The 13,045-nt window shown below is 70.8% G+C and carries 13 protein-coding genes; 10 read left to right on the forward strand and 3 right to left on the reverse strand.

Going from position 1 to position 13,045, the window contains the following annotated elements; genetic code table 11:
* The first annotated feature begins 33 nt into the window (after positions 1-33).
* The 7 genes from AC1DYG_RS02705 to AC1DYG_RS02735 all read left to right on the forward strand — a co-directional run bounded on the left by AC1DYG_RS02705 (position 34) and on the right by AC1DYG_RS02735 (position 5,362).
* Positions 34-786 carry a dienelactone hydrolase family protein gene (locus AC1DYG_RS02705; RefSeq protein WP_477638361.1) on the forward strand — a complete coding sequence of 251 codons (753 nt, stop codon included), beginning with the start codon at positions 34-36 and terminating at the stop codon, positions 784-786.
* 1 nt (position 787) lies between these two features.
* A complete protein-coding gene (locus AC1DYG_RS02710; protein ID WP_477638362.1) occupies positions 788-1,048 on the forward strand; it encodes a DUF6295 family protein in 261 nt (86 codons plus the stop codon).
* 3 nt (positions 1,049-1,051) lie between these two features.
* Positions 1,052-1,393: a hypothetical protein gene (locus tag AC1DYG_RS02715; protein ID WP_477638363.1), complete on the forward strand. Its 342-nt coding sequence runs from the start codon at positions 1,052-1,054 to the stop codon at positions 1,391-1,393.
* A gap of 67 nt (positions 1,394-1,460) precedes the next feature.
* Entirely contained in the window at positions 1,461-2,840 is a 1,380-nt protein-coding gene (locus AC1DYG_RS02720; RefSeq protein WP_477638364.1) for an FAD-binding oxidoreductase, read from the forward strand.
* Positions 2,841-2,902: 62 nt separating this feature from the next.
* Positions 2,903-4,156 carry a class I SAM-dependent methyltransferase gene (locus AC1DYG_RS02725; protein WP_477638365.1) on the forward strand — a complete coding sequence of 418 codons (1,254 nt, stop codon included), beginning with the start codon at positions 2,903-2,905 and terminating at the stop codon, positions 4,154-4,156.
* Positions 4,156-4,575 carry a VOC family protein gene (locus AC1DYG_RS02730; protein WP_477638366.1) on the forward strand — a complete coding sequence of 140 codons (420 nt, stop codon included), beginning with the start codon at positions 4,156-4,158 and terminating at the stop codon, positions 4,573-4,575. The genes AC1DYG_RS02725 and AC1DYG_RS02730 overlap by 1 nt, the downstream gene beginning before the upstream one ends.
* A 67-nt stretch (positions 4,576-4,642) precedes the next feature.
* Entirely contained in the window at positions 4,643-5,362 is a 720-nt protein-coding gene (locus AC1DYG_RS02735) for a VOC family protein (protein ID WP_477638367.1), read from the forward strand.
* Here AC1DYG_RS02735 and AC1DYG_RS02740 read toward each other — a convergent pair.
* Positions 5,311-7,350, reverse strand: coding sequence for an acyl-CoA dehydrogenase family protein (locus tag AC1DYG_RS02740; RefSeq protein WP_477638368.1), 2,040 nt, complete (start codon positions 7,348-7,350; stop codon positions 5,311-5,313). The two genes, AC1DYG_RS02735 and AC1DYG_RS02740, sit on opposite strands and share 52 nt — an antisense overlap.
* Complete coding sequence (locus AC1DYG_RS02745; RefSeq protein WP_477638369.1) at positions 7,347-8,051, reverse strand: TetR family transcriptional regulator; 705 nt, start codon at positions 8,049-8,051, stop codon at positions 7,347-7,349. The genes AC1DYG_RS02740 and AC1DYG_RS02745 overlap by 4 nt, the downstream gene beginning before the upstream one ends.
* An 88-nt stretch (positions 8,052-8,139) precedes the next feature.
* On the opposite strand from AC1DYG_RS02745, the gene AC1DYG_RS02750 reads away from it, so the two are divergent.
* The 3 genes from AC1DYG_RS02750 to AC1DYG_RS02760 are packed head-to-tail and all read left to right on the forward strand — an operon-like array spanning position 8,140 to position 11,661.
* Positions 8,140-9,453, forward strand: coding sequence for an acetyl-CoA C-acetyltransferase (locus AC1DYG_RS02750; RefSeq protein WP_477638370.1), 1,314 nt, complete (start codon positions 8,140-8,142; stop codon positions 9,451-9,453).
* The gene (locus tag AC1DYG_RS02755) at positions 9,453-10,796 is read left to right on the forward strand and encodes a 3-oxoacyl-ACP reductase (RefSeq protein WP_477638371.1); all 1,344 of its coding nucleotides are present in this window, start codon (positions 9,453-9,455) and stop codon (positions 10,794-10,796) included. Before AC1DYG_RS02750 ends, AC1DYG_RS02755 begins: the two co-directional genes overlap by 1 nt.
* A gap of 16 nt (positions 10,797-10,812) precedes the next feature.
* Positions 10,813-11,661 carry a MaoC/PaaZ C-terminal domain-containing protein gene (locus AC1DYG_RS02760; RefSeq protein WP_477638372.1) on the forward strand — a complete coding sequence of 283 codons (849 nt, stop codon included), beginning with the start codon at positions 10,813-10,815 and terminating at the stop codon, positions 11,659-11,661.
* Between the two features lie 13 nt (positions 11,662-11,674).
* Here AC1DYG_RS02760 and AC1DYG_RS02765 read toward each other — a convergent pair whose 3' ends face one another.
* Entirely contained in the window at positions 11,675-13,045 is a 1,371-nt protein-coding gene (locus tag AC1DYG_RS02765; RefSeq protein ID WP_477638373.1) for an alpha/beta hydrolase, read from the reverse strand.

Raw genomic sequence — 13,045 nt, forward strand, 5'->3', positions numbered from 1 at the left:
TGCGGCTTCGTCGTCCGGGCATAGCATCGCGAGGTGAGCGACTCCCTCAACGCAACGACCGTTTCCCTGACCGGTGCCGACGGGGCGCTGGTCGAGGCCTACCTCGCCCGGCCGGACGGTCAGCACACGCGTGGCGGCGTGGTGGTCATCCACCACATGCCGGGCTACGACAGGGCCACCAAGGAGATGGTGCGCCGCTTCGCCGAGCTCGGCTACGACGCGGTCTGCCCCAACCTGTACTCCCGTGAGGCGCCGGGAGCCGACCCCGCCGACGCGGCAGCCACGGCCAGGGCGCAGGGCGGCGTGCCTGACGCGCGGCTCGTCGGCGACGTCGGTGCGGCGGCGGCATACCTGCGCGCACTGTCGACGAGCGACGGCAAGGTGGGCGTCATCGGGCACTGTTCCGGTGGCCGCCAGGCGGTGCTCGCGGCCTGCCACCTCGACCTGGATGCCGCGGTCGACTGCTACGGCGCCTTCGTCACGGGGGAGCCGCCGGCGGGCTACCCCCTGAAGGTCACCAACCTCGTCGACCTGCTCCCGTCGTTGCGGGCGCCCCTGCTGGGGCTGTTCGGCGTCGAGGACAAGGCACCGAGCCCGGCACAGGTCGCTGAGCTCGACCGTCGCCTCACCGACCTGGACAAACCGCACGACTTCCACTCCTACGAGGGCGCCGGGCACGCGTTCTTCGCCGTGGACCGACCCAGCTACCGCGTCGAAGCCGCCAACGACGGCTGGGAGCGGATCACCGGCTTCTTCGAGACCCACCTGAGCCCTCAGGAAGGCTGACATGTGCACCTACGCCACGGTTTCCGAGCAGGTCGACGGCAGCGCCAAGGGACCTGGCGGCCAGTGGTTCCACGTCACCGATGCCACGGTCTACTACGACCACCCGGTGCATGCGATGGCCGAGCACACCCTCAACATCGACCTGGCCGACCCGTCACGCGGCCCCGGAGCGCGCGTCGCCGTCGAGCTGACGCGTGACTCTGCCGTCCAGCTGGTCCGCGCGATCGAGACTGCCCTGGCCTCCGCACCCGAAGGAGTCTGACGAATGTCCGCGCAGGTCAACGAGATCCACATCTTCCCGGTGCACGGCGAGCCCGGCCTGGACCTGCCCGGCTCGGTCGTGGAGCCCGAGGGACTGACCGGTGACCGGCGCAAGAAGGCCGCGGTCCAGGTGGTCGCCGCCGAAGACGTCCGGTCCGACACCCGCGCCAACCTCGTCGTGTCCCTGGGCTCGGCCGAGCTGGCCGCGAGCATCGGCAAGGTGCTGCGCGTGGGCTCGGTCGAGCTCGACGTCACGGGCACGGCACGCAACTGCCCGGGCGTGTATGCCGCGGTGCGGCGACCCGGTGAGCTACGGGTCGGCGACGCGGTGGAGGTTGTCGCCTGAGCAACACGGATGTCCGTGGGGTGGTAGGTGCGTGACGTCGGTCGGTGTCACGGCATAAGGTCGAATCGTGCTGGGGCAGCTCGAAACGGGGACGCACGACCGCGCCGTGCAACGGCTCGCGGCCAGCTATCGCGCCATCCCCACGGACGCGCCGGTCAGGTTGGCCAAGAAGACCTCCAACCTGTTCCGGGCGAGGGACGCCTCGCAGGCTCCCGGCCTGGACGTGTCGGGACTCGGGGGCGTGATCGCGGTCGACGTGCAGGCGCGCACGGCGGACGTGCAGGGCATGTGCACCTACGAGCACCTGGTCGACGCGACCTTGGCGCACGGTCTGGCGCCACTGGTCGTGCCGCAGCTCAAGACGATCACGCTGGGCGGCGCCGTCACCGGACTGGGCATCGAGTCCACGTCCTTCCGCAGCGGCTTGCCCCATGAGTCGGTGCTGGAGATAGACATCCTCACCGGCTCCGGCGAGATCGTCACCGCGCGGCCCGAGGGGGAGCACGCCGACCTCTTCCACGGGTTCCCGAACTCCTACGGCACCCTCGGCTACGCCACCCGGCTGCGGATCGCCCTCGAACCCGTCGAGCCGTTCGTGGCCCTGCGGCACCTGCGTTTCCACGACGTCGAGTCCCTCGTCAGCGCACTGGGCACGATCAGCGACGCGGCTGAGCACCAAGGGGTGCGGGTGGACTACCTCGACGGCGTCGTCTTCTCCGCCACGGAGTCCTACCTCACGCTGGGGACCAAGACGGCCCAGCCGGGGCCGGTCAGCGACTACACCGGTCAGCAGATCTACTACCGCTCGATCCAGCACGACTCTCTCCAGCCCAAGGTCGACCGGCTGACCATCCACGACTACCTCTGGCGCTGGGACACCGACTGGTTCTGGTGCAGCCGGGCGTTCGGGGCCCAGAACCCACGATTGCGCCGGGTCTGGCCGCGCCGCTACCGACGCAGCTCGTTCTACTGGAAGCTCATCGCGCTCGACCACCGGTACGACATCGCCGACCGGCTCGAGGCGCGCAAGGGACAACCGCCCCGCGAGCGGGTGGTCCAGGACATCGAGGTGCCACTGGGGCGCACGGCTGAGTTCGTCCACTGGTTCCTGCGCGAGATCCCGATCGAGCCGATCTGGCTGTGTCCGGTGCGCAGCAAGGGATCCTGGCCCCTCTACCCCCTTCGGCCGGGCGAGACGTATGTCAATGTCGGCTTCTGGTCCAGCGTCCCGCGCGACCCCGACGGGGCGGAGGGTGCCGCCAACCGCCTCATCGAGGAGGAGGTCACTGCGCTCGACGGCCACAAGTCCCTGTATTCCGACGCCTACTACGAGGAGACTCGGTTCTGGAGGCTCTACGGCGGCGAGACGTACGCCGCTCTCAAGCGACGCTACGACCCTGACGCACGACTGCTCGATCTCTACTCCAAGGCGGTGCAACGCAAGTGACGATCCTCAGGACGAACCGGTCGGACTCCCACCACGGTTCGCAGCCTCCCCCACGACTGTCGATGGCCCAGATCCTCGACGCGTTGTCCGCCGACGGGGTGCCGTTGCGCTTCACGGCGTTCGACGGGTCGGCCACGGGCCCGGCCGACGCGGCATACGGGCTCGACCTCAAGACCCCGCGGGGGGCGAGCTACCTCGCGACGGCTCCGGGCGACCTGGGCATGGCCCGGGCCTACGTCGCGGGAGACCTCGACCTGGTGGGCGTCCACCCGGGCGACCCCTATGAGCTGCTCAACGCGATGGGGGACCTGCACTTCAGGATGCCTCCGCCCAAGACCGCTGCGGCCATTGCCCGCTCGCTCGGTGTCGAGCTGCTCAAGCCACCGCCGCCCCCGCCGCAGGAGGCGCTGCCGCGGTGGCGTCGCGTGGCCGAGGGACTGCGGCACAGCAAGGTTCGCGATGCCGAGGCCATCCACCACCACTACGACGTGTCCAACACGTTCTACGAGCACGTCCTCGGCCCGTCGATGACCTACACGTGCGCGTGCTACCCGCATGACGGGGCCACCCTCGAGGAGGCTCAGGAGAACAAGTACCGCCTCGTCTTCGACAAGCTGCGGCTCACCGAGGGTGACCGACTCCTCGACATCGGTTGCGGTTGGGGAGGCATGGTCCGGTATGCCGCGCGGCGGGGAGTGCGTGTCATCGGGGCGACCTTGTCGGCGGAACAGGCGTCCTGGGCGCAGGAGGCGATCCGTCGTGAGGGTCTGCAGGACCTCGCCGAGGTGCGTCACAGCGACTACCGCGACGTGGCCGAGACCGGGTTCGACGCCGTGTCGTCCATCGGGCTGACCGAGCACATCGGGGTGCGCAACTACCCGGCCTACTTCGACTTCATCAAGGGTCGGCTGCGCACCGGCGGACTGCTGCTCAACCACTCCATCACGCGTCCCGACAACCGGCGTACCTCGACCGGTCACTTCATCGACCGCTATGTCTTCCCCGATGGGGAGCTCATCGGTTCGGGGACGATCATCGCGGCGGCGCAGGACGCCGGTCTGGAAGTGCGCCACGAGGAGAACCTCCGCGAGCACTACGCGCGCACTCTGGCCGGCTGGTGCGCCAACCTCCGCGACAACTGGGACGCCTGCGTCGACGAGGTCGGGGAGTCCACGGCGCGGGTCTGGGGCCTCTACATGGCTGGGTCGCGGGTGGGCTTCGAGCGCAACATCGTCCAGCTCCACCAGGTCCTCGCCGTCAAGCTCGACGACCGTGGCGGAGCGGGACTGCCGCTGCGACCCTGGTGGAACGCCTAGTGGAGCAAAGGGTCTCGCTCGTCACGCTCGGGGTCGAGGACCTCGAGAGGGCCGAACGCTTCTACACCGACCTCGGGTGGGAGCGGGGCAACGACGACACCGAGGTGGTCTTCTTCCAGTGCGGCAGTCTGGTGGTGGCCCTCTGGGACCGCGGCGCACTCGCCGAGGACTCCGCCGTCGAGGACAGCGGTGGATGGGGCGGGGTGACGCTCGCCCTCAACGTCCGCAGCGCCGACGAGGTCGACGAGGTGCTCGGTGAGGCCGCCGCGGCAGGGGCCGTCATCGGGCGCCCCGGCGCCGAGACGTTCTGGGGCGGCTACTCCGGGATCTTCGTGGACCCCGACGGACACCCGTGGGAGGTCGCGCACAACCCGTTCTGGACGGTCACCGACGACGGTCGCACCCTGCTGCGCGGGTGAGCCCACCTGCGTCCGGAGACGGCGCACCAGCCGTGTGGGCGTCGCCCGCGGGCTCTACGGTAGGAGCATGTACCTCGAGAACCTCGTCTTCGACGCCCTCGATCCGCACCGTCTGGGGCGGTTCTGGGAGGCGGTCGTCGGCGGCGAGCAGCTGACCGACGAGCCGGAGGGGTACGAGACGCGACTAACCATCGACGGCGGCCCGGTGCTCGACCTGTGCTTCCAACGCGTTCCCGAGCAGCCCTCCGAACCGCTCAGGCTCCACCTGGACCTCTTGGGTGGGCCCCGCCAGACCCAGGAGGTGGAGCGGTTGCTGGGGCTGGGTGCACGACACCTCGACATCGGTCAGCACGACGTGCCCTGGGTCGTGCTCGCCGACCCGGAGGGCAATCCCTGCTGCGTCATGGAGGATCGCGCCGCGTACGCCGACACGGGACCCATCGCGGCACTCCCGCTCGACTCTGCCGACCCGGATCGCGATGCGCAGTTCTGGTCCTGGCTGACCGGCTGGGTCGACGCGGTCGGGGTCGCACCCCGGTCCCTGCGCCACCCGTCGCTTCGTGGCCCGCTCCTCGAGCTGTGCCCTGAGGCAGCCCCGAAGAGCAAGGCCAAGAACCGGGTGCACCTCGACGTCCGGCTCGAGTCCGGTGAGGACCCGGACGACGTCGCCGCAGCGATCGCCGAGCGCGGGGGCGCTCCGCTCGACACGGACTGGGGTGACCTGCCGTGGCGTTCCTACACCGACCCGTCCGGCAACGAGTTCTGCGTGCTTCCAGCGCGGTCGTGAGGAACGGTCAGCGGTAGTGGCCTAGGCGGGGGCGTGGCTGCGAGAGCAGTCGTCGGGGTCGGCTGCACGTCCTCGACCAGCGGCGACAACAGCTCGGTGCCGAGCCACGCTCGCGGGATGCCGAACGCGTCGACGAGCTCCTGCGCGTGCGGTCGCAGGCCTGCGCAGAGGTCGTTGACCGCTGCGGTCACCTGCTTGCTGCGCGCCGGTGTGATGCGACCATGCTCGAGGAACCAGCCCTTGTCTGCCTCGATGGTGCTGAGGGCATAGAGGTCGCACACCCGGTCCAGCGTCTGCGCAGCCGCGGCGTCGTCACAGGCGTCGATCGCCGCGACGAACGACTCGAGGATGGTCCGCTCGACATGGGCACGAGCCGCCTCGATGACGTGGTCCTGGGCCTGGTTGAAGACGTCGAAGAGGTCTGCCCCAGGCTTCCCGGCCGCGCGCAGCCGCAGGGCCAGCGTCTCGAGCAGGTGCTTCTCCCGGTCCTCGAACAGGTCGAGCTGCCACCCGCGGTCGGTCGGCCCCTTCTCGCTGTCGCGGCCGGGTGCGGTGGCGATGAGGCGTTGGATGAGCCCTCGGGCCGACGTCCGCTCGATCACCGCCCCGGCGAACTGCCGGGCGCCGAACTTGACCATGCCGAACGTGTCGAGGTCGCCGAACGCGTCGCGGTAGTCGGTGAGCAGGCCCTTGGCGACCAGCTGCAGCAGCACCGTGTTGTCACCCTCGAACGTCGTGAACACGTCGGTGTCGGCCTTGAGGGCCGGGAGCCGGTTGACCGCGAGGTAGCCAGCGCCTCCGCACGCCTCTCGGCAGGTCTGGATCGTCGCGGTGGCGTGGGCCGTGGCGACGGCCTTGATGCCGGCCGCCCGGGCCTCGAGCTCGCGTTGCTGGTGCTCCTCGGGGGTCTCACCGGAAGTCAGCACGTCGTGCATGAGCGACACCAGCTCGTTCTGGGCGATCTGCAGGGCGTAGGACTTGGCCAACGCTGGGAGCAGCTTGCGCTGGTGTACCCGGTAGTCGAGCAGGATCACCTCGCCGTCCCCGCCGGGAGGCGCGAACTGGCGCCGGTGACCGGCATACGTGATGGCCAGGGTGAGCGCACTGCGCGTGGCCGCGCCCGCACCGCCCGCCACGCTGATCCGGCCGCGGACGAGGGTGCCGAGCATGGTGAAGAACCGGCGGGTCTGGTTCTCGATGGGGGAGGTGTAGGTGCCGTGCTCGTCGATGTCGCCGTAGCGATTGAGGAGGTTGGTGCGTGGGACCCGGACCTGGTCGAAGGTGAGCCGGCCGTTGTCCACGCCGGGCAGGCCAGCCTTGGCGCCGCAGTCACCGATGGTCACGCCGGGCATCGGCGCCCCGGAGTCGTTCCTGATGGGCACCAGCACGCAGTGGACGCCGTGGCTCTCGCCACCGGTGACCAGCTGGGCGAAGACCGCGGCCATCCGTCCGTCGCGGGCGGCGCCGCCGATGTAGTCCTTGCGGGACCGCAGGTCCGGCGTGTGGACCACGAGCTCGTCGGTGTCCGGGTCGTAGGTCGCCGTGGTGCCGAGCGACTGCACGTCGGAGCCGTGTCCCGTCTCCGTCATCGCGAAGCACCCAGGGAGCGTCGCGTCGATGATCGACGGCAGGTATGCCGCGTGGTGCCGCTGGGTGCCGAGGCTCGCCACCGCGCCGCCGAACAGGCCCCAGTGCACGCCCGCCTTGACCATGAGGGACAGGTCGGCGTGGCCCAGCAGCTCGAACGCCGTGACCGAGCCGCCGAGGTCGCCGTTGCCGCCCATCGAGATCGGGAAGCCGCGCTTGGCGTGCCCGGTGGCGGCCAGGGCCTGCACCTGGTCGGCGATCCTGGCGCGGTAGGACTCCAGGTCCAGGGGCTCGGTCGGTGGGGCGAACCGCTCGGGGTCTAGGTCGGTGCGGGCCTCCTCGCGGATCGCCGCCCAGCGACCGTCGAGGCTCTTCTGCAGTGCCGTGGCGAGAGTGGTCATGAGTCCTCCTGCGGGTCGGGCGCGAGGTCGGCCGGCCACGCGGCGGACAAACCGCCCCAGGCCAGGTCGGTGAGGTGTTCGGTGAGCTCCTGGCGGTTCATCGCCGAGTCGGTGAGCCACCGGTCGGCGGCGGCACGGACCATGCCGACCAACCCAGCGCCCCAGACGGGAGCGGGCGCCGTGCTGCGCCCGGCCCGGGCGAGGGCCTCGGCGATGACTTCGGTCATCTGCGCGGCGATGTGGTCGGTCACCATCGCAGCCGGGTCGCCCGACGTCTGGTCCAGCAGGGGGGCGGTGACGACGAACCGGTAGACCTCGGGATCCTTCTCGACGAGGGTGAGGTAGGCGTCGACCGCTCCGGCGACCAGGGCTCGGGGGGAGAGCTCCACGGTGGTCAGGTCTCCACCGGCGACGCCGCCCTCGCCGTCGCGGGCCAGGGCGAGGTTGCGCAGGATCAGCGCGTCGACGCTCTCGCACACGGCGGCATACAGGCCCTGGCGGTCGCTGAAGTGGCGGTAGATCACGGTCTTGGAGGTGCCGGCGACGGCGGCGATGTCGTCCATCCCGACCCCGGCGCCGTGCTGGCGGATCGCGCGCAGGGTCGCGTCGACGAGCTCACGCCGACGGATGGCCCGGTGCTGGTCCCAGCGGGTGCTGCGGCCGTCGGGGCTCGGCGTCGATGCTTCCGTGGTCGTGGTCACAGGTCAGGACGGTAGCAGGTACTCGGTGTACCTGCTACTGTCCGTATCAGTTACCTGCCCCACAGTCGGACCCACCCCAGGAGTACTCGTGGCCCCCTCGTCCAAGCCCGCCCGCTCGGCCGGCCAGCCCCGCCGCGCTGCCGTCATCGGTGGCAACCGCATCCCCTTCGCGCGGCAGAACGCCGCCTACGCCAAGGCCACCAACCAGGACATGCTGACCGCAGCCATCGAGGGTCTGGTGGCCAGGCACGGCCTGGCGGGGGAGCAGGTGGGCGAGGTCGCTGCTGGAGCCGTGCTCAAGCATTCGCGCGACTTCAACCTGACCCGCGAGTCGGTCCTCGGGTCCAGCCTCTCGGCCCGGACGCCCGCCTACGACGTGCAACAGGCCTGTGGCACCGGACTGGAGGCGGCGATCCTGGTGGCCAACAAGATCGCCCTCGGCCAGATCGACTCGGGCATCGCCGGCGGCACCGACACCGCGTCCGATGCCCCCATCGCCGTCAACGAAGGACTGCGCGAGACGCTGCTCACGCTCAACCGGGCCAAGACGCCCGCCCAGCGGGCCAAGGCCCTCACGGGCCTGCGCCCCGGCCAGCTGGTCCCCGAGATCCCGCGCAACGTCGAGCCGCGCACCGGCCTGTCGATGGGCGAGCACATGGCGCAGACGGCCAGGCAGTGGGGGATCACCCGCGAGTCACAGGACGAGATTGCCGCGGCGTCGCACCAGAACCTCGCCGCCGCCTACGAGCGTGGCTTCTTCGACGACCTCGTGACGCCGTTCCTCGGGCAGACCCGTGACCAGAACCTGCGCGCCGACTCGACCGTCGAGAAGCTCGCCAAGCTCCCGCCGGTGTTCGGCAGGGGCGAGGGCGCCACCATGACGGCGGGCAACTCCACGCCGCTCACGGACGGAGCGTCCGCGGTGCTGCTCGGCTCCGACGAGTGGGCCGCCGAGCACGGGCTCCCGGTCCTCGCGCACCTGGTGGACGCACAGACCGCAGCCGTCGACTACGTCACGGGCAACGAGGGGCTCCTGATGGCCCCGGCCTACGCCCTGCCGCACCTGCTCGAGCGCCAGGGGATGAAGCTGCAGGACTTCGACCTGGTCGAGATCCACGAGGCCTTCGCCGCGACGGTGCTCACTACCCTGGCCGCCTGGGAGAGCGAGCAGTTCTGCCGCGACCGGCTCGGTCTGGACGCGCCGATCGGCGCGCTGGACCGCACCAAGCTCAACGTCAACGGTTCGTCCCTCGCGGCCGGACACCCCTTCGCGGCGACCGGTGGGCGCATCGTCGCCTCGCTCGCCAAGATGTTGCACGAGAAGGGATCTGGCGCGCGCGGCCTCATCTCGATCTGCGCCGCGGGTGGCCAGGGCGTCATGGCGATCCTCGAGGCCGCCTGATGACCGGCACCTATGCCGGCATCGTCAACAGCCGCGTCGGCGCCAGGCTTGCTGCCCAGCTCGGCCTGCCCCGCCCCGCCAGGTTGCGCAGGTATGCCGTGGGCGCGCCACTCATCGACGGTCCCGTCCTCGTCGGCGGTCTCGGAGCGGCGCCCGTCGCGGCGCGAGTCCGCGACCTGCTGAAGCTCGAGGGTGTCGACGCCGTGGACGAGTGCGCGCCCGGCGACCGGGTTGCGGCGGTCGTCGCCGACCTCACGGAGGCGCAGGAACCGGCAGACCTCGAGGTGCTGCGGGCGCTCGTTGCCCCTGCCCTCAAGGATCTGCTGCCCAGCGGCCGGGTCATCGTCGTGGGTCGGAATCCCCGCGGCGCCAGCAGTTTTGCGCAAGCGGCGACGCGACGTGCCCTGGAAGGCATCTCCCGGTCGATCGGCAAGGAGCTGCGGGCCGGCGCCACCGCCAACCTGGTCCTCGTCGACGACGGCGCCGACGCCAACGCCGACGCGGCGGTGCGCTTCCTGCTGTCCGGCCGCGCGGCATACGTCGACGGTCAGGTCGTTCGGGTCGGCGGCGGGACGCCGACGGAACCTGAGGACTGGGCGAAGCCGCTGGCGGGCAAGGTGGCCGTGGTCACCGGTGCAGCCCGGGGGATCGGTGCGTCGATCGCCGACGTTCTCGCGCGGGACGGCGCCACCGTGGTGTGCGTCGACGTGCCGGGTGCGGGGGACTCGCTGGCCAGGACTGCCAACCGGATCGGGGGCACCGCCCTCCAGCTCGACGTGACCGCCACTGACGCGGGACAGCGGATCCTCGACCATGCCACGAACCGTCACGGTGGTCTCGACATCGTGGTCCACAACGCGGGCATCACCCGGGACAAGCTGCTCGCCAACATGGACCAAGCGCTCTGGGCCTCGGTCCTGGACGTCAACCTCGACTCGATCCTGCGGATGAACGACGTCCTGCTCGGTGACGGAGGTGTGCGCGAGGGCGGCCACGTCGTGCTCGTCTCCTCGATCGCGGGCATCGCCGGCAATCGCGGACAGACCAACTACGGGGCCTCCAAGGCGGGGGTCATCGGACTCGTCGACGCGTTGTCGGCGGACGATGCCCTGCGGGCGCGAGGCATCACCGTCAACGCGGTGGCGCCCGGCTTCATCGAGACGGAGATGACGGCCAAGGTGCCGTTCGCGACGCGCGAGGTCGGGCGCTTGCTCAACTCGCTGAGCCAGGGTGGGCTGCCGGTGGACGTCGCCGAGACGATCGCGTGGTTCAGCCAGGACGCCAACGCCGGGGTCACTGGCAACGTCGTCCGGGTCTGTGGCCAGAGCCTGCTGGGTGCCTGACATGACGATCCGGACGGTGACCGAATCCCCTTCACTGGCAACACTGTTCGCCAAGGCGGCGCTCACGCAGCGAGGCCGGGGCGGTGAGCTGTCAGACACCGTCTGGCGCCGGGAGGGAGTGGTCGTGGACCGCGACCATCTCCTTGCCTACGACAGGGTGTGCGGGTTCACGGGGGGCGACGTCCTGCCGCACACCTATCCGCATGTCCTCGGCTTTCCCCTCCAGGTGGCGCTGATGGCAGACCGGTCCTTCCCCCTGCCGTTGCCGGGCCTGGTGCACCTCGAGAACCAGATCACTGCCCACCGTCGCCTCACGGCCGACAGCCGCCTCACCATCTCGGTGCACGCGGAGGGCCTGCGACCGCACGCCAAGGGTCAGCTCGTGGACCTGGTGACGGAGGTGGACGTCGACGGCGCGCGAGCCTGGGATGGCCGCAGCACCTACCTGCGCCGCGGCCGTGGGGACGCCGACGCGCGCCGCAGCCAGCAAGCGCCGAGCCTGCCGGAGGGCGGGCCCGCCGGCATCATCCGCGTCCCCGAGGGACAGGGTCGCGCGTATGCCGCGGTGTCCGGCGACGTGAACCCGATCCACCTGCACGCCTTGAGCGCCAAGGCGATGGGCTTTCCCCGCGCCATCGCGCACGGCATGTGGACGGCGGCCCGCACCCTGGCCGTCCTCGGCCAGCGGTCGGCCGAGCCCTCGACGACCCACGTCTGGTTCGCCAAGCCGGTGCTGCTGCCGAGCACCGTCGAGGTGGTGGTCGATGATGCCGGCTCCTCCGTCGTCGCCGGGCTTCGGTCGACCAGCGACCCGTCGAAGACGCACCTGACGATGACCTACCGGTCCGGCGACAGGGCGGACTGAGGTCCGCTCAGGCTCAGGCCGGGCAGCGCGTGCCGTCAGCCGGCAGGGTCAGTGAGAGCAGGTACTCGTCGACCAGCGCATCCACGCACGGGCTGCGCGTGAAGGCGGTGTGACCCGAGCCCTCCCAGGTCACCAGGGACGAGCCGTTGCCCAGGACCTTTGCCATGCTCACGGCGCCGGCATAGGGAGTGGCGGGGTCGTGCACCGTCCCGACCACGACGAGGGGCGGCGCGCTGGGGGTCAGCGGGGGAGTCAGGGTGTGCCGCGGCGCCGTCCAGAAGGAGCAGCCGAAGAGCTGCCACGACCCCCACACGCCGAGCGTCGGGAACTGCCCCCGGAACCGGGCGGCGGCGGTGCGGATCTCGGCCTCCGTGGGACCGGGCGCGCTGTCGCTGCAGTTGATGACGAACCGGGCGTCGTTCTCGTCGCTGGCTTCTGGTGTGCCCCCCGAGGCCTCCACGAGGCTCCAGAGGGTGCCCGAGTCCCCCTCGTCCGCCTCGACGAGGCCGTCGGCAAGGTCTGGCCACCGCACGGCGTCGTACATCGCCGAGACCACCGCGTCCAGGACCTGGCTGCCTCGTAGCGGCTCGTCCCCGCCCGGCCGCCCACTGGGGATGGGTGCCCGATCGGCCTTGGCCACGAGCGCGGCCACGAACCCGCGCAGGTCCTCGAGTCCCGGGCACCGTCGCTGGCTGGTGCACCAGGCGTGGAACTCTTCGATGGAGTCCTCGAAGCCCTGCACCTGGTGGTCGGCGGTGGTCACATATGAGGTCTGCGGGTCGGTGGGGGCGTCGAGGACGCCGGCTCGGATGTTTCCGGGGTAGCGCCTGGCGTACTCAGCGCCGAGCTTGGCGCCGTAGGAGCCGCCGACGTAGGTCAGCTTCGCCTCACCCAACGCGGCGCGGATGGCGTCGATGTCTGCGGCTGCAGCGGTGGTGCTGAAGAGCGAGGCCCGAGCCCCCAGCGAGCGCAGGCACTCCTCCGTTCCGGTGCGGGCCTCGGTGGCGGACCGCGCATATCCCGCGTCGGTTGCCAGGTCGGGGAGCGTCGGGGGAGTCTTCACGTGCTCGCAGTGGATGGGGCTCGAGTGCCGCGTTCCGCGCGGGTCGAACCCCACGACGTCAAAGGTCTCCAGGAGCCGGTTCGACATCCCGCCGACGAGGAAGGCGTGGTTGTCGACCCCCGACTGTCCCGGTCCGCCGGGGACCAGCAGCACCGTCTGACGGTGCTTCGCCCCCCGTTCGGTCGTGGCCCTGATCAGCTGGATGGTCAGCTGGCCCGCCTGGGCATCGGCCTCGTCGGCGGCGACGCGGACCGTGCCACACGTGAAGGTGAGCCGAGCCAGCCGCTCGGCGGGAACCGGCGGGTTCGAGAGGTCGGTCAC

The organism is Pedococcus sp. P1_H8 (assembly GCF_056405175.1).